At 60.3% G+C, this 16,911-nt stretch carries 16 protein-coding genes; 9 read left to right on the top strand and 7 right to left on the bottom strand.

Annotated elements, in window-relative coordinates; translation table 11 throughout:
- Positions 1 to 74: 74 nt before the first annotated feature.
- Genes EJA70_RS25025 through EJA70_RS25015 form a run of 3 tightly spaced genes read right to left on the bottom strand, consistent with a single transcriptional unit; the run spans position 75 to position 1,754 of the window.
- Complete coding sequence (locus EJA70_RS25025; protein ID WP_158834297.1) at positions 75 to 665, bottom strand: LON peptidase substrate-binding domain-containing protein; 591 nt, start codon at positions 663 to 665, stop codon at positions 75 to 77.
- Between the two features lie 10 nt (positions 666 to 675).
- Entirely contained in the window at positions 676 to 1,392 is a 717-nt protein-coding gene (locus EJA70_RS25020; RefSeq protein ID WP_008085111.1) for an LrgB family protein, read from the bottom strand.
- Positions 1,392 to 1,754: a CidA/LrgA family protein gene (locus EJA70_RS25015; RefSeq protein ID WP_008085109.1), complete on the bottom strand. Its 363-nt coding sequence runs from the start codon at positions 1,752 to 1,754 to the stop codon at positions 1,392 to 1,394. The genes EJA70_RS25020 and EJA70_RS25015 overlap by 1 nt, the downstream gene beginning before the upstream one ends.
- A 190-nt stretch (positions 1,755 to 1,944) precedes the next feature.
- Between EJA70_RS25015 and EJA70_RS25010 the strand changes: the two genes are divergently transcribed.
- The 3 genes from EJA70_RS25010 (at position 1,945) to EJA70_RS25000 (ending at position 4,899) form a co-directional block, all read left to right on the top strand.
- Complete coding sequence (locus tag EJA70_RS25010) at positions 1,945 to 2,400, top strand: MaoC family dehydratase (protein ID WP_007909575.1); 456 nt, start codon at positions 1,945 to 1,947, stop codon at positions 2,398 to 2,400.
- A 102-nt stretch (positions 2,401 to 2,502) separates the two neighbouring features.
- On the top strand, positions 2,503 to 4,230 hold the full coding sequence (locus tag EJA70_RS25005) for a C13 family peptidase (protein ID WP_158834295.1): 1,728 nt from the start codon (positions 2,503 to 2,505) through the stop codon (positions 4,228 to 4,230).
- A 27-nt stretch (positions 4,231 to 4,257) separates the two neighbouring features.
- Positions 4,258 to 4,899, top strand: coding sequence for an oxidoreductase (locus tag EJA70_RS25000; RefSeq protein WP_008083662.1), 642 nt, complete (start codon positions 4,258 to 4,260; stop codon positions 4,897 to 4,899).
- 130 nt (positions 4,900 to 5,029) lie between these two features.
- On the opposite strand, the gene EJA70_RS24995 is transcribed toward EJA70_RS25000, so the two are convergent.
- From EJA70_RS24995 to EJA70_RS24980, 4 genes are all read right to left on the bottom strand, one after another.
- Positions 5,030 to 5,314, bottom strand: a complete 285-nt coding sequence (locus EJA70_RS24995; RefSeq protein ID WP_158834293.1) for a YceK/YidQ family lipoprotein — start codon at positions 5,312 to 5,314, stop codon at positions 5,030 to 5,032.
- Complete coding sequence (gene ubiX, locus EJA70_RS24990; RefSeq protein WP_007909567.1) at positions 5,307 to 5,954, bottom strand: flavin prenyltransferase UbiX; 648 nt, start codon at positions 5,952 to 5,954, stop codon at positions 5,307 to 5,309. Before ubiX ends, EJA70_RS24995 begins: the two co-directional genes overlap by 8 nt.
- The gene (mpl, locus tag EJA70_RS24985; protein ID WP_008083666.1) at positions 5,951 to 7,300 is read right to left on the bottom strand and encodes a UDP-N-acetylmuramate:L-alanyl-gamma-D-glutamyl-meso-diaminopimelate ligase; all 1,350 of its coding nucleotides are present in this window, start codon (positions 7,298 to 7,300) and stop codon (positions 5,951 to 5,953) included. The genes ubiX and mpl overlap by 4 nt, the downstream gene beginning before the upstream one ends.
- Before the next feature lie 255 nt (positions 7,301 to 7,555).
- Positions 7,556 to 9,469 (bottom strand): sigma-54-dependent Fis family transcriptional regulator, encoded by a 1,914-nt coding sequence (locus EJA70_RS24980; RefSeq protein WP_158834291.1) that lies wholly within the window; start codon positions 9,467 to 9,469, stop codon positions 7,556 to 7,558.
- A gap of 380 nt (positions 9,470 to 9,849) precedes the next feature.
- Here EJA70_RS24980 and EJA70_RS24975 point away from each other — a divergent pair, with 380 nt between their 5' ends.
- The 6 genes from EJA70_RS24975 to EJA70_RS24950 all read left to right on the top strand — a co-directional run bounded on the left by EJA70_RS24975 (position 9,850) and on the right by EJA70_RS24950 (position 16,910).
- Positions 9,850 to 11,370, top strand: coding sequence for an aldehyde dehydrogenase family protein (locus tag EJA70_RS24975; RefSeq protein ID WP_008083670.1), 1,521 nt, complete (start codon positions 9,850 to 9,852; stop codon positions 11,368 to 11,370).
- Between the two features lie 306 nt (positions 11,371 to 11,676).
- Positions 11,677 to 13,047 (top strand): ethanolamine permease, encoded by a 1,371-nt coding sequence (gene eat, locus EJA70_RS24970; RefSeq protein WP_008083672.1) that lies wholly within the window; start codon positions 11,677 to 11,679, stop codon positions 13,045 to 13,047.
- A gap of 164 nt (positions 13,048 to 13,211) precedes the next feature.
- Entirely contained in the window at positions 13,212 to 14,606 is a 1,395-nt protein-coding gene (locus tag EJA70_RS24965) for an ethanolamine ammonia-lyase subunit EutB (protein ID WP_158834289.1), read from the top strand.
- Entirely contained in the window at positions 14,603 to 15,436 is an 834-nt protein-coding gene (gene eutC / locus EJA70_RS24960; protein WP_371924619.1) for an ethanolamine ammonia-lyase subunit EutC, read from the top strand. Before EJA70_RS24965 ends, eutC begins: the two co-directional genes overlap by 4 nt.
- A 115-nt stretch (positions 15,437 to 15,551) precedes the next feature.
- Entirely contained in the window at positions 15,552 to 16,013 is a 462-nt protein-coding gene (locus EJA70_RS24955; protein ID WP_003228592.1) for an N-acetyltransferase, read from the top strand.
- A 246-nt stretch (positions 16,014 to 16,259) separates the two neighbouring features.
- On the top strand, positions 16,260 to 16,910 hold the full coding sequence (locus EJA70_RS24950) for a DedA family protein (protein WP_008081798.1): 651 nt from the start codon (positions 16,260 to 16,262) through the stop codon (positions 16,908 to 16,910).
- Position 16,911 lies beyond the last annotated feature (1 nt).

Below are 16,911 nucleotides of genomic sequence, written 5' to 3'. Positions count from 1 at the left end.
CCTGCGGCAGCTCCTACATGAGCTCAGTGTTCCTCATGTAGGAGCTGCCGCAGGCTGCGATCTCTTGCGGTCGGTCAGGCGAACAGCTCACCCTGCAATTCATCAAGCAGTGCCTGGATTGCATCCAGTCGCTGCTGCGGATCGTCGAGTTGCAGCAGGTCGATCTTGTCTTCCTCGGCAAAGGGCAACAGATAGGCCAACTGATTGGCCAATGACTGCTGACCGAGCGCTTCGATGCCCATGTTCAAGGCTTCGACCATCGGGTGTTCCGCCAGCGCCTTGAGCAGCGCAACCAGGTCGGCGTCTTCGTCCTGCAGCGGTTGCTCAGGCTCGTCATCCAGCCACTCGACGTCGGCAAGAATCAACTGATCGCGCTGCACTTCAGTGCGCAACACATTGAACCGGCGCCCTCCCTGCACGCGAATCCCCAGCAAGCCGTTGTCCTGCTGTTGGAAATCGGTAATGCGCGCCTCGCAGCCGACCAGCGCATAGCCCTCCGGCGCCAGCCCGACTTCGCTGCCCTGCAGAATGCACACCACGCCGAAACCGCCGCCCTGTTTCATGCAGCGGCCGATCATGTCCAGGTAGCGCGCTTCGAAGATCTGCAAGTCGAGCTTGCAACCAGGAAACAGCACTGTGTTCAGCGGGAAAAGCGGCAGACTCATAGACATTTCCTTACACCACCATCGACACCGCCAACGGCAGGAACACCGCCGTGGCCACGCCCATCAGACTCATCGCCAGCGCCGCGAAGGCACCGCATTCATCGCTCTCCTGCAACGCCACCGAGGTGCCGACGGCGTGCGCGGTCATGCCCAGCGCCATGCCGCGCGCCTCGGGGCTGTGCACGCCAAGTCGGGTCAACAGCGCCGGGCCGAAGATCGCGCCGATCACCCCGGTGATCAACACGAATACCGCTGCCAGCGCCGCGACGCCACCGATCTGTTCGGCCACCAGCATCGCAATCGGCGAGGTTACCGACTTCGGCGCCATGGTCATCAGGATCATGTGCTCGGCGCCAAACCACCAGCCCAAAAGCACGCCCATGCCGGTCGCCACCACGCCGCCTATCACCAGCGTAGTAAATATCGGCCAGAACAATTGGCGGATGCGTTTGAGGTTGAGATACAGCGGCACTGCCAGCGCCACCGTGGCCGGGCCGAGCAGAATACTGAGGATCTCGGTGCTCTTGCGGTATTCGGCATAGGTCAGGCCGCAGCCGAGCAATACGCCGATCACCAACAGCATGGAGACCAGCACTGGTTGCAGAAAGATCCAGCGGGTTTTCTCGAACGCCGCCAGCACCAGTTGATAGGCGCCGAGGGTGATACCGATGCCGAACAATGGATGATGGATTACCGAGGCCCAGGCCCCTTGCCAGTCGAAGAGCATCAGGACTCCTCCGACCGGTGCGCATGACGTTTGACCATGCGTTGCATCAGCACGCCGGCAAAGGCCATCGAGAGGATCAGCGACAGCACCAACGCGCCGACAATCGCCCAGAAATCGGCGGCAATCGCCGTGGCATACACCATCACGCCAACCGCCGGCGGCACCAGCAGCAATGGCAGATAACGCAGCAGACTGCCGGCCGCGAGGTTCAGCGGCTCGCCGACTTCACCGCGAATAATCAAGAAGATCAGCAACAGCAGCAGGCCGATGATCGGCCCCGGCAGCACCGGCAACAGCAAATGATTGAGCGCCGTGCCGAGCAATTGAAACAGCACCAGCAGGGTCAGGCCACGTAACAACATCCGACTTCTCTCCCGTCTCTCTCCCGTTCATCGCCCGCATTATAAGCACGCCTGCGCTATGGATCGGCATTCGCCAAAAGCATGGTCGGTTGACCGGAGCAAATCGCCATGATGATCTACAGTGGTTCGCAGGGCGGTCAAATCCCCCACCTGAAAAACTATAAAACCGATGAACCCAAGGAGAGTCTCAATGCCCTATGTTCCCGTTGCAGAGCTCAAAGATTATGTCGGCAAGGAACTCGGACGTTCCGAATGGCTCACCATTGATCAGGAGCGTATCAACCTGTTCGCCGAAGCCACCGGGGATTATCAGTTCATTCACGTCGACCCGGTCAAAGCCGCGCAAACGCCATTTGGCAGCACCATTGCCCACGGTTTCCTGTCGTTGTCGCTGATCCCGAAATTGATGGAAGACATCCTCATCCTGCCGCAAGGCGTGAAGATGGTGGTCAACTACGGCCTGGACAGTGTGCGTTTCATCCAGCCGGTCAAGGTCAATTCGAAAGTTCGCCTGAAGGTCGACCTAGGCGAAGTGACCGAGAAAAAACCTGGCCAGTGGCTGCTCAAAGCTACCGCAACGCTGGAGATAGAAGGTTCGGACAAACCGGCCTACATCGCCGAGCCGCTGTCACTCTGCTTCGTGTAAACGTTCCGGATGCGAAGCAGCGCACGCTGTTTCGCGTCACGTCTCTATTTATGCGACGCATAGCTGCGGCATACTCGGTCGCCTAATTGCCCGGATCCCGCTATGCGCTCACTCGCTGCCCTCGCACCCATTGCCTTGACCCTGATGCTCACCGCGTGCGGCGACGGCGAATCGCTGCTGCCCCCGGATGCACGCCTGCCGGATGGCGGACGCTATCGCGGCGAACTGGTCGATGGCTTGCTGCAAGGTCAGGGACGCGTCGACTACCCCAATGGCAGCTGGTACGCCGGGCAGTTCGACAAGGGCCAGTGGCATGGCCAGGGCGAATGGCACGGCAGCAACGGCGAGGTCTATCGCGGACAGTTCCAGCTTGGGCTGTTCGACGGTCAGGGCAGCCTGACTACCAACGCCAGCAGTTACATTGGCGGTTTCAAGCAGGGTCGGCGTGACGGCGAAGGCACCCTGAAAGAAAACGCCATGACCTACCGTGGCGAATTCAAGGCTGATCAATATTCCGGGCTCGGCCGTCTGGAAATGGACGACGGCAGTTCCTATCAAGGCCAGTTCGCCCACGGCAAGCCCAACGGCGAAGGTCAGCGTGGCGACTCCAGTGGCAACACGTTCAGCGGGCATTTCGTCAACGGTCAGTTGGAAGGCAACGGCACCTTCAACAGCGCTGACGGCGACATCTACGTCGGCGGCTTCAAGAACAATCAATTGCACGGCAAGGGCCGCTACGAAAACGCTGACGGCGATGTCTGGCTCGGTCAGTTCAAGGAAGGCGCGCTGACCGGCAAGGGCGAACTGATCGGTGCTGACGGCAGCCATTACATCGGCTCGTTCAGCGACTGGCGTTTCAGTGGGCCGGGCCGTTTGAATCTGTCCGATGGCAGTTTCTACATCGGCGGTTTCGACAACGACAGTTACTCGGGGCGCGGCACTCTGGTGCTCACCGATGGCAGCGTCATGAGCGGCACCTGGATCAACGGCCAGCGCGTGCGCGATGCCGACGGCAAGTTGCTGCCCGATACACTTGAGCTCGGTTTGCTTGCTCAGGGCCGTCTGCTCGAAGACGCCTTGGCCGCCATTCCCGCCTCGACCCCGGCGGTCGAGCTGTATACGCTGACCCTCGGCGGCGACGGCAAGCAGAGTGTGTTCCTGCGCGAATCCGATTATGTCGCCAACATGCTCAATACGCGCTTCGGTGCCTACGGCCAGATCCGTCTGGTCAACCACCGCGACCACCTCGGCGACCGGCCGATGGCCACCCGCGAGAACCTGCGCCGCGCCGCGCAAACCCTCGCCGAACGCAGCGGCCCGGAAGATTTGCTGTTCATCTACCTGACCAGCCACGGCACCGCCGAACATGAACTGGTGCTCGACCAGCCGCGCATGGAACTGGCCGACCTGCCCGCTGACGAACTCGCTGCTGTGCTCGCGCCGCTGAAAAACCGCGACAAGATCATCGTCATCTCATCCTGCTACTCCGGTGGTTTCATCCCGGCGCTGAAAGACGAACGCACGCTGATCATGACCGCCTCGCGCGCCGATCGCGTGTCCTTCGGCTGTTCGGAAGAAGCCAACTTCACCTACTTCGGCGATGCGCTGTTCGCCCAGGCGCTGAACCAGACCGATGACCTGGAGCAAGCCTTCAAACTGGCCAAGGCCACCGTCGCCGAACGCGAACTGGCGGACAATTTCGAAGCCTCGGAGCCGCAGATCTGGGCGCCGAAAACCGTGTTGGCGCACTGGCAACTGCTGCGTAAACAGCAAGCCAGAAAAGCTTTGCAAAGTGCTGCATTGAACGACGGAGCGATAAAGAGCAACTAAGCTGAACAGTATCAAGGGAGAGACACTATGTACTTGACGCCTCAGCACGTATTGCTTGCCGGAGCCACCGGTTTGACCGGTGAACATCTACTCGACCGTTTGCTCAACGAGCCAACGATTTCTCGCGTGCTCGCCCCTTCGCGTCGGCCATTGGCGGAACATCCGCACCTGGAAAACCCGGTCGGCGATCCGCAGGTGTTTCTGCCGCAGCTCAGCGGCCGGGTCGATATCGCCTATTGCTGCCTCGGCACCACAATCAAACAGGCCGGTTCCGAAGCGGCGTTTCGCGCGGTTGATCTGGACATGGTCGTGGCGTTCGCCAAGCGTGCACGGGAGATGGGCGCGCGGCATCTGATTGTCATCAGCGCGATTGGCGCCGATCCGAAATCGTCGGTTTTCTACAACCGGGTCAAAGGCGAAATGGAGCAGGCCTTGCGCGCGCAGGATTGGCCGCAACTGACCATTTGCCGACCTTCGCTGTTGTTGGGTGAACGCACGGAGCCACGTCTGGCCGAGCAGTTGGCCGGGCCGTTGTCGAAGCTGATTCCGGGCAAGTATCGTGGCATCGAGGCGTGCCAATTGGCGCGTGCGATGTGGCGATTGGCGCTGGAAGAGCAGGATGGCGTGCGGGTGATCGAGTCGGATGATTTGCGCAAGTTAGGCAAATAGTTCCAGGACTTTGTGGTGAGGGGATTTATCCCCGATGGGGTGCGCAGCGCCCCCAAGAATCTTAAAAGCGACGACTGCTGCGCAGCCGATCGGGGATAAATCCCCTCGCCACAAGGGGTTGTGTGCGCTTCTACAATCCGCCTGTTGCCTGAAAACTCACGCCGATCACGGTAAGAAGCGACAACGGCAACAACAGCGTATCCAACAACGCACTGCCCGGCAGATCCACCCCCGGATAGCTCGGCGCCTCAGCCCCGAAATGATCCATCGCGCAGCACCCGCCATTCAGCGCATACAAGTCCAGCCGCGTCCCGGAGTACACCACTGGCGCCCCCGGCTTGGCCGCGTCCAACGTGCGCGCCGTGGCGCACCCGTTCAGTAACAACGCCAGCCCGATGACCAGCAGCCTATTCATCGCTGCTCAAGTGATGCTCACCCCAACGCGGCAGCATGTCCTGCGGAATACCGAGCAGATTGAGAATCCGCGCCACGACGAAATCGATCAGGTCGTCGATGGTCTGCGGCTGGTGATAGAAACCCGGCGAGGCCGGCAGAATGGTCACGCCCATGTTCGACAGCTTGAGCATGTGCTCCAGATGAATACTCGAATACGGCGCCTCGCGCGGCACCAGAATCAACTGGCGGCGCTCCTTCAACGTCACATCAGCAGCGCGTTCGATCAGATTGTTGCAAGCGCCCGTGGCAATCGCCGACAACGTTCCGGTGGAACATGGCACCACGACCATCGCCGCCGGTGCGCCGGAGCCCGAAGCCACCGGCGACATCCAGTCTTCCTTGCCGTACACGCGGATCTGCCCGGCGGCAGCCCCGGTGTATTCAGTGAGGAACGCCTGCATCATCTGCGGTTTGGGCGGCAGCGTGACGTCGGTCTCGGTGGCCATGACCAATTGCGCAGCCTTGGAGATCAGAAAGTGCACTTCGCGATCTTCGCGCACCAGACAATCCAGCAGGCGCAAACCATACTGCGCGCCGGAGGCGCCGGTCATCGCCAGCGTGATGCGTTCCGGACCATTGCTCTCAAAACGAGTGTTCATTGCAGCGCCTCGGCGAGTTTGCCGTGCAGGCCGCCGAAGCCGCCGTTGCTCATGATCACCACGTGCGTGCCGGGCTGGGCCTGGCTCTTCACGCGTTCGATGATGCCTTCCAGCGAATCGCTGACAATCGACGGCACGGTGCACAACGCAGCGGTGCCAGCCAAATCCCAACCGAGGTTGGCCGGGGCGTACCAGATCACCTGGTCGGCATCGACCACGCTGGCCGGCAAACCGTCACGATGCGCGCCGAGCTTCATCGAGTTGGAGCGCGGTTCGATGATCGCGATCAGCGGTGCGTCGCCGATGCGTTTGCGCAAGCCGTCGAGGGTCGTAGCGATGGCGGTCGGGTGGTGAGCGAAGTCGTCGTAAATGGTGATGCCGCGCACTTCGGCGACTTTCTCCATACGACGCTTAACGTTCTTGAACGCGCTCAACCCGGCGATACCCATCGATGGCACCACGCCAACATGCCGCGCCGCTGCCAAAGCTGCCAAGGCGTTGGCAACGTTGTGCTGACCGGTCAGCTCCCACTCGACGGTGCCTTGCGACACGCCTTCGAACATCACTTCGAACGCCGAGCCGTCTTCGCTCAGCAGTTTGACCTGCCACTGACCGCCGGCACCGGTGGTTTGCACCGGGGTCCAGCAGCCCATTTCGATGACACGCTGCAAGGCCGGCTCGGTGGTCGGATGGATGACCAGGCCTTCGCTCGGAATGGTGCGCACCAAGTGATGGAATTGCCGCTCGATCGCCGGCAGATCCGGGAAGATGTCAGCGTGATCGAACTCAAGGTTATTGAGGATCGCGGTGCGCGGACGGTAGTGAACGAATTTCGAGCGTTTGTCGAAGAAGGCGCTGTCGTACTCGTCAGCCTCGATCACGAAGAACGGCGTACCGCCCAGTCGCGCCGACACCGAGAAATTCTGCGGCACGCCACCAATCAGGAAGCCCGGGCTCATGCCAGCATGTTCCAGCACCCAGGCGAGCATGCTGCTGGTGGTGGTTTTGCCGTGAGTGCCGGCAACCGCCAGCACCCAGCGACCTTGCAGCACGTGGTCGGCCAGCCACTGCGGGCCGGAGACGTACGGCAGGCCTTTGTTCAGCACATATTCCACCGCCGGGTTGCCGCGCGACATGGCGTTGCCGATCACCACCAGATCCGGCGCCGGATCGAGCTGCGCCGGGTCGTAGCCTTGCGTCAGTTGAATGCCTTGGGCTTCAAGCTGCGTGCTCATTGGCGGATAAACGTTGGCGTCGGAGCCGGTCACGTGATGGCCCAGCTCTTTGGCCAACACCGCCATCGAGCCCATGAAAGTCCCGCAGATACCCAGAATATGAATGTGCATAGTCGACCTCGTAAAACATGGCCGCAGGTTAGCGTAGGGAGGGGGAAATCGCACTCTTTAGGTGATGGGGCGGAATGGCATTTGTGTTCGGCTGTGGATTGTTGCCCCTCACCCCAGCCCTCTCCCGAGGGAGAGGGAGCCGATTTGTGGTGCTTGCAAAATATCAGTTCGGCTCAGGGCCTTCAGGTCGGCGTAAATCGCCAGAACACCTCGGTCAGTCCCCTCTCCCTCTGGGAGAGGGCTAGGGTGAGGGCTCTAACTGACCCGCCGCTCAATCCCATGTTTACGCAGCTTCCTGTAAAGCGTATTACGGCTAACCCCCAACTGCTCAGCCGTATGCGTCATATGCCACCGCGTCTGTTCCAGCGTTTTAAGCAGCGCCACCCGCTCAGCATCTTCCAATGGGCGCTCAGATACATCAGGTTGCAAAACCGCCACCCGTGCCTGGCGAATCATCACGGGCAAATCTTCCAGCCCGATCCGCCCTTCATCACACAATGCCGCCAAAGTGCGCAGCACATTGCGCAACTGCCGCACGTTCCCCGGCCAGTTGAACGCCAGCAGCGCCTGACGCGCCGACTCTTCGATGATGATCGTATCGCCGCCCGCCTCTTCGGCCAGCAAAAAATCCAGCAACTGCGACTTATCACTGCGCTCGCGTAATGCAGGCAACGCCACTTCCAGCCCATTCAAGCGGTAATACAGATCCTCACGGAAGCTGCCGTCGGCAACCCGCTCCAGCAGATTGCGGTGCGTGGCGCTGATGATCCGCACGTTGACCGACTCCGGCTCACCGCCGATCGGCACCACTTGCCGATCCTCCAGCACCCGCAACAAGCGCGTCTGCAAAGCCAACGGCATGTCGCCGATTTCATCGAGGAACAACGTACCGCCATCGGCCTGCTGCAACTTGCCGCGCATGCCGTCCTTGCGTGCGCCGGTGAAACTGCCGCCGCGATACCCGAACAGTTCGCTCTCGATCAGGCTCTCCGGGATCGCCGCGCAGTTGAGGGCGACGAAGGCTTTACTCGAACGCTGACTGGCCTGATGCACGGCCTTGGCGAAAGCTTCTTTGCCGGAGCCGGTTTCGCCGTTGATCAGCAGCGGCACATCACGTTCAAAAACACGCAGCGATTTGCGGAAGTCCGCCTGCAACGCCTCATCACCGAGACAGATGCCCGACAGCCGCGGAGCCTCAGCCACCATTGGCGCGGGCATGCTCGGCGCCGGTTTACGCGACTCACCGCGCAGCACGGCAAACAGATGGCGACCATCACGGGTGCGCAACGGCCAACTGGCGCTGGCATTCGCGCTGGCGCGGCCGAGCAACTCATCCAGCGAACAATCGAAAAACGCCTCGACCGGTTTCCCCAGCAAACCACCGCGAATATGCCCGAGCAGGTTCAGTGCGCTCTGATTGACCGCACTGATCCGCCCTTCGCCGTCAAACGCCAGCAGCCCCTCGCTGAACAACCCGACAGACTCGGCCTGCAAGTGGAAACGCAGCAACCATTGGTTATCGAAGCAGCGCAGGAAGTAGCAACTCTCAATCATCTTCGCCGACAGATTGACCAGCGCCATGGTGTGGAACTGGCTCTGCCGCGAGACATCGTGGCGGGCCGAGGACACGTCGAGTACCGCGAGCAATTCACCATGCGGGTCGAACACCGGGCTGGCCGAACAGGTCAGCCCGGTGTGACGCCCGCGAAAGTGTTCGTCCTGATGAATGGTCAGCGCCTGACGTTCGACCAGGCAGGTGCCGATGCCATTGGTGCCTTCGCAGGCCTCGCTCCAGTCCGCCCCGAGCCAGAGGCCTGCGCGTTCGAAAATCTTGCGTTCGGCGGGCGCGGTGACGCAGTTGAGGATCACCCCGCGCGCATCGGTCAGCAGCACTGCGTGGCCGGCGCCGGACAGTTGTTGATGGAGGCTGCTCATTTCATTGCCGGCGATCTGCAGCACTTGTTGCAGACGTTCGCGGCTTTCGAGGACGCGGCCATGTTCGAGCACGGTCGGCGCGATGCTCAGCGCCGGGTCGAGGTGATAGTCCTCAAGACAGCGCAGCCACGAGCGGGCAATCGACGGATCGGCGCCGGGACCGTGCAGGTGCGGTTTGCCCTGACTGACGGTGAGGACCTGCCGGGCATGGCGACTCAAATGGTTGTCGTGCATTTCTTATTGTTCTCCATATTCCCCGTGTAGGAGCTGCCGAAGGCTGCGATCTTTTGATTTTGTATTTTTGAAGATCAAGATCAAAAGATCGCAGCCTGCGGCAGCTCCTACAGGGGTTGCTGTTGGCTGAGCATCCTCCAGCTCAAGCACCATTGCAATGCTGGCAAGACTGCCCGGTCACACGCTGTGCCAAAAGCGGTACAAACTGTCACCCCTCCTGTACCGATACCGTCACAGCCCTAATCCACTCGTCCGACAAAAACCCGCCAACCCTTTGATTTCACAGCTCCGCACGGCAGTGGCCCGACCCTTGCTCTACGCTTATAGCAAGCGCACTTGCGCGTTTCTCTAATAAGTACAAAGCCAAGGAGAACATCATCATGCGTTACGCTCACCCCGGTACTGAAGGCGCCAAAGTCTCGTTCAAGAGCAAGTACGGTAACTACATCGGCGGCGAGTTCGTCGCGCCTGTCAAAGGTCAGTACTTCACCAACACCTCGCCAGTGAATGGCCAACCGATTGCCGAATTCCCGCGCTCCACTGCCGAAGACATCGACAAGGCACTGGACGCTGCGCACGCCGCTGCCGATGCGTGGGGCTCCACTTCCGTGCAGGCGCGCTCGCTGATCCTGCTGAAAATCGCCGACCGCATCGAACAAAACCTCGAACTGCTGGCGATCACCGAAACCTGGGACAACGGCAAAGCCATCCGCGAAACCCTCAACGCCGACATCCCGCTGGCTGCCGACCATTTCCGCTACTTCGCTGGCTGCCTGCGCGCCCAGGAAGGCAGCGCGGCCGAAATCGACGGCAACACTGTGGCCTATCACATTCATGAACCGCTGGGCGTGGTCGGCCAGATCATCCCGTGGAACTTCCCGATTCTGATGGCCGCGTGGAAACTTGCGCCAGCCTTGGCAGCAGGTAACTGCGTCGTGCTCAAACCTGCCGAACAAACCCCGCTGGGCATTACCGTGTTGCTGGAACTGATCGGCGATCTGCTGCCGCCGGGCGTGCTGAACATTGTTCAAGGCTATGGCAAAGAAGCCGGCGAAGCACTGGCCACCAGCAAACGCATCGCCAAGATCGCCTTCACCGGCTCGACCCCGGTGGGCTCGCACATCATGAAATGTGCGGCCGAGAACATTATTCCGTCCACCGTGGAACTGGGCGGCAAATCGCCGAACATCTTCTTCGAAGACATCATGCAGGCCGAGCCGACCTTCATTGAAAAAGCCGCTGAAGGCCTGGTGCTGGCGTTCTTCAACCAGGGCGAAGTCTGCACCTGCCCATCCCGCGCACTGGTACAGGAGTCGATCTACGACGAGTTCATGGCCGTGGTGATGAAGAAAGTCCTGCAAATCAAACGTGGCGATCCGCTGGACACCGACACCATGGTCGGCGCGCAGGCGTCCGAGCAGCAATTCGACAAAATCCTTTCGTACCTGGAAATCGCCAAGGGCGAAGGCGCCGAGCTGTTGACCGGCGGCAAGGTGGAAAAACTCGAGGGCAATCTGTCGACCGGCTATTACATCCAGCCGACCCTGCTCAAGGGCACCAACAAAATGCGCGTGTTCCAGGAAGAGATCTTCGGGCCGGTGGTGAGTATCACCACGTTCAAGGACGAAGCCGAAGCACTGGCGATTGCCAACGACACCGAGTTCGGCCTCGGCGCCGGCCTGTGGACCCGCGACATCAACCGCGCCTACCGCATGGGCCGTGCGATCAAGGCCGGTCGCGTGTGGACCAACTGCTACCACCTGTACCCGGCGCATGCTGCGTTTGGCGGTTACAAGAAGTCCGGCGTGGGGCGTGAGACGCACAAGATGATGCTCGACCACTATCAGCAAACGAAAAACCTGCTGGTGAGCTACGACATCAATCCGTTGGGCTTCTTCTAAAACCTGAGGGCGACACGGATATTCCTGTGTCGCCCGTTCAAATGTCATCGCTGGCAAGCCAGCTCCCACAGGTTTCGGTGGTGTCCCCATTATTGAGATCGGCAGAGATCCCTGTGGGAGCTGGCTTGCCAGCGATGGCGTCCTGAATGACACAACACAAAAGGTCTGGCCGCTCTGGCACGACCCTTGCGTACCCGTCATTCAGGTTTTGCACTGAAATTGCCGCTGCGTGAACAGCACCCATCCACCCAACCGCCACACCCGCAAGTCCAAAAAATCGAACAATAAAAAAGACAGCGAGGACTTATGACTTCAACCACACAGCTCAAACCCACACTCGGCACTCTGCACCTCTGGGGCATTGCCGTCGGCCTGGTGATTTCCGGCGAGTACTTCGGCTGGAGTTACGGCTGGGGCACCGCCGGCACTCTGGGTTTTCTGGTCACGGCGTTGATGGTCGCGACGATGTACACCTGCTTCATCTTTAGCTTTACCGAATTGACCACCGCCATCCCACACGCCGGCGGGCCATTTGCCTACAGCCGTCGGGCGTTCGGCGAGAAAGGCGGATTGATCGCCGGCATCGCCACGCTGATCGAGTTCGTCTTCGCGCCACCGGCCATTGCCATGGCCATCGGCGCTTACCTAAATGTGCAGTATCCGGAGCTTGATCCGAAGATCGCCGCCGTCGGTGCGTATTTCGTCTTCATGACCTTGAACATCCTCGGCGTCAGCATCGCGGCGACTTTCGAACTGGTGGTCACTGTGCTCGCTGTCGCCGAGTTGCTGGTGTTCATGGGCGTGGTCGCGCCGGGTTTCAGCTTCAGCAATTTCGTTCTGAATGGCTGGTCGGGCTCCAATGAGTTCACCGTGGCCTCAATCCCGGGCATTTTTGCCGCGATACCCTTTGCGATCTGGTTCTTCCTCGCCATCGAAGGTGCAGCCATGGCGGCCGAAGAAGCCAAAGACCCGAAACGCACGATTCCCAAGGCTTACGTCAGCGGCATTCTGACCCTGGTGTTTCTGGCCATCGGCGTGATGGTCATGGCTGGCGGCGTTGGCGACTGGCGTCAGCTGTCGAATATCAACGATCCGCTGCCGCAGGCGATGAAAGCCGTGGTCGGCAATAACTCGACGTGGATGCACATGCTGGTGTGGATCGGCCTGTTCGGGTTGGTGGCGAGTTTTCACGGGATCATCCTCGGTTACTCGCGGCAGTTCTTCGCGCTCGCCCGCGCAGGTTATCTGCCTAAGGGGCTGGCCAAACTCTCGCGCTTCCAGACCCCGCACCGGGCGATTCTGGCCGGTGGCGTGATCGGCATTGCGGCAATCTACAGCGACGGTCTGGTCAATCTGCAAGGCATGACCCTGACGGCGGCGATGATCACCATGTCGGTGTTCGGCGCCATCGTGATGTACATCATCAGCATGCTCAGCCTGTTCAAACTGCGCAAAACCGAGCCGAACCTGGAACGCACCTTCCGCGCGCCGGGCTATCCGGTGGTGCCGGCGATCGCGCTGTTTCTGGCGGTGGTGTGTCTGGTGGCGATGGCGTGGTTCAACACGCTGATCGGCTGTGTATTCCTCGGTTTCATGGCTGCCGGTTACCTGTATTTCCAGCTGACCGCCAAGCAACGCGCCGATGCACCGGCAGACGCTATGCTCGAAGGTATCTGACTGCCATATAAAAGTGCACAGCACCCATCCAGGCACTGTGCTGGAACCCTGTAGGAGCTGCCGAAGGCTGCGATCTTTTGATCTTGCTGTTAAGAAGATCAAGGTCAAAAGATCGCAGCCTGCGGCAGCTCCTACAGGGGGTTTATCGTTTACAGGAGGATATTGTGGCCGCATTCGCCCATTCCGTCGGCGCCCAGACCTATCGCTTCGACAGCCTCAAAGAGGTCATGGCCAAGGCCAGCCCCGCCCGTTCTGGGGATTTTCTCGCCGGCGTCGCTGCGCTCAACGACGGCGAGCGCGTGGCTGCGCAAATGGCGCTGGCCGACATCCCGCTCACGCACTTCCTGCAGGAAGCGCTGATCCCCTACGAGTCCGATGAAGTCACTCGACTGATCATCGACACCCACGAAAAACAAGCCTTTGCCGTGGTCAGCCACCTCACCGTCGGCGGTTTCCGTGACTGGCTGCTCAGCGACGCCGCCGATGAAACCAGCCTGCGCAACCTCGGCCCCGGCCTGACCCCGGAAATGGTCGCTGCCGTGTCGAAGATCATGCGTGTGCAGGATCTGGTGTTGGTGGCGCAGAAGATTCGCGTGGTGACGAAATTTCGCGGCACCCTCGGCCTGCGCGGGCGCCTGTCGACGCGCCTGCAACCGAATCACCCGACTGACGAACCGTCCGGCATCGCCGCGAGCATTCTCGACGGCCTGCTCTACGGCAACGGCGACGCGATGATCGGCATCAACCCGGCCACCGACAGCATCGCTTCGATCTGCGCGATGCTGGAGATGCTCGACGCGATCATCCAGCGCTACGACATTCCGACCCAGGCCTGCGTGTTGACCCACGTCACCACCTCCATCGAAGCGATCAACCGTGGCGTGCCACTGGATCTGGTGTTCCAGTCGATTGCTGGCACCGAGGCGGCCAACGCCAGCTTCGGCATCAACCTCAACGTGTTGCAGGAAGGCTATGACGCCGGCCTGAGCCTGAATCGCGGCACCCTCGGGCAAAATCTGATGTATTTCGAAACCGGTCAGGGCAGCGCTCTGTCGGCCAACGCCCACCACGGCGTCGACCAACAGACCTGCGAGACCCGAGCCTACGCCGTGGCGCGGCATTTCAAACCGTTTCTGGTGAACACCGTCGTCGGATTTATCGGCCCGGAGTACCTCTACAACGGCAAACAGATTATCCGTGCCGGCCTTGAAGACCACTTTTGCGGCAAGCTGCTCGGCGTGCCGATGGGCTGTGACATCTGCTACACCAACCACGCCGAAGCCGATCAGGACGACATGGACACCCTGCTGACCCTCCTGGGTGTCGCCGGGATCAACTTCATCATGGGCATCCCCGGCTCCGACGACATCATGCTCAATTACCAGACCACCTCGTTCCACGATGCGCTCTACGCCCGGCAGACCCTGGGGCTGAAACCGGCACCGGAGTTCGAACAGTGGCTGGCCAACATGGGCATCTTCACGCAAGCGGATGGCAAGGTTCGCTTTGGCAAAAACCTGCCGCCGGCCTTCCGCCAAGCGCTGGCACAACTGGGATGAGTCACATGGAAAAACCGCCCATCGACCCGCAAAACCCATGGCTGGAACTGCGCCGCCTGACTCCGGCGCGGATCGCCCTCGGCCGCACCGGCACCAGCCTGCCAACCAGCGCCCAACTGGACTTTCAGTTTGCCCACGCCCAGGCGCGCGATGCGGTGCATCTGCCCTTCGATCATGCCGGGCTCAGTGCGCAACTGAGTGACCGTGGGCGCGAGAGCTTGCTGCTGCACAGCGCCGCCGTGGATCGAAACAGCTACCTGCAACGCCCGGATCTGGGACGCAAACTGAGCGATGACTCGGCGCAAAGCCTGCGTGACTATGCGGCGGCGCATCCGGGTGGCGTGGATCTGGCAATCGTCGTGGCGGATGGCTTATCGGCGCTGGCGGTGCATCGCCACACGTTGCCGTTTCTCACCCGCCTGGAGGAGCAGATGAGCGGCGATGACTGGTCGATCGCGCCCGTCGTGCTGGTGGAACAGGGCCGCGTTGCCGTCGGCGATGAAATCGGCCAATTGCTCGGTGCAAAAATGCTGGTGATGCTGATCGGCGAGCGTCCAGGCCTGAGTTCACCGGACAGCCTGGGTTTATATTTCACCTACAATCCAAAGATCGGGCTGACCGATGCCTATCGCAACTGCATTTCCAATGTGCGGCTGGAAGGTTTGAGCTACGGCATGGCCGCGCATCGCTTGTTGTACCTGATGCGCGAAGCCTGTCGGCGTCAGCTGTCGGGGGTCAATCTGAAGGACGAAGCACAGGTGCAGACACTGGAGTCGGACACAGGGAAGGATATAAAAGGAAACTTCCTACTCGATCCGCCCACAACCTGAACCGTTTCCGCATTGCGTTTCTGCGCCGGTTTCAGGCAGGATCGATGCACGGCCGCCAGGGTTTCCCATCGCCGTCAGAGCAGTTGAAGACAGCCACTTGAAGACGAGACCTATCATGCGGATTATTCAAGCGACCCTCGAACATCTGGATTTGTTGACTCCGTTGTTCGTCAAATATCGCGAGTTCTACGGTTCCCTGCCTTACCCGGATTCCTCCCGCGCGTTTCTCGAAAAACGCCTGCGCCGCAAGGAGTCTGTGATCTATCTGGCCCTGGCCGACGATGACGACAAGAAACTGATGGGTTTCTGTCAGCTTTATCCGAGCTTCTCTTCGCTGTCACTCAAGCGCGTCTGGATCCTCAACGACATCTATGTCGCCGAAGACGCCCGTCGCCAACTGGTCGCCGACAACCTGATCCGCACCGCGAAGAAAATGGCCAAGGAAACCCAGGCCGTGCGCATGCGCGTCTCCACCAGCAGCAACAACGAAGTGGCGCAGAAAACCTACGAATCCATCGGGTTCAAGGAAGACACCGAGTTCAAGAACTACGTATTGCCGATCAGCGACGAACTCTGACAGCAAAAGATCGCAGCCTGCAGGAGCTGCCGAAGGCTGCGATCTTTTCGCCTTACCCATCCGCCCTGCCTTCCTGACAAATATTCACGCCCGACATCCCTCGCTACAAAACCAACACGCTTTTCAACTCTCAGACCGTATAATCGCGATCTTTCCGGCTTGTAAGAAAAACTACACCTCACTGTAGGCTTACACCCGATTCACCCGCACAGACCCGCTGAGTCGGGCCGACACACAGGTGCCTCCATGGATTTCAACCCGCTCGACCTTATCCTGCATCTCGATGTTTACCTCGACATGCTGGTAACCAACTACGGGCCATGGATCTACGCCATTCTGTTTTTGGTGATCTTCTGCGAAACCGGACTGGTGGTAATGCCGTTCCTGCCGGGTGATTCGCTGTTGTTCATCGCCGGCGCCGTAGCGGCGGGTGGCGGAATGGACCCGGTACTACTCGGTGGTCTGCTGATGCTCGCGGCGATACTCGGTGACAGCACCAACTACGTGATCGGACGAACGGCCGGGGAAAAACTCTTCAGCAACCCGAACTCGAAAATCTTCCGCCGCGATTACCTGCAGAAGACTCACGATTTCTATGACAAGCACGGTGGCAAGACCGTGACTCTGGCGCGCTTCCTGCCGATCATTCGTACCTTCGCACCGTTCGTCGCTGGTGTGGCAAGAATGCCGTACCCGCGCTTCTTTGGTTTCAGCGTGCTCGGCACCATTCTCTGGGTCGGCGGCCTGGTGACGTTGGGCTACTTCTTCGGCAACGTTCCGTTCATCAAGAAAAACCTGTCGTTGCTGGTTGTGGCGATCATCCTGCTGTCGCTGGTGCCGATGATCCTTGGCGTGGTTCGCAGCCGTTTCAGCGGCAGCAAAGCCGAATCGCACTAAG

The sequence above is a fragment of the Pseudomonas sp. PB103 genome (genome assembly GCF_009764635.1).
In the GTDB taxonomy this organism is placed as follows: Bacteria; Pseudomonadota; Gammaproteobacteria; order Pseudomonadales; family Pseudomonadaceae; genus Aquipseudomonas.
The sequence above is the reverse complement of the archived record's forward strand: the minus strand, read 5'-3'. Positions and strand labels throughout refer to the sequence as shown.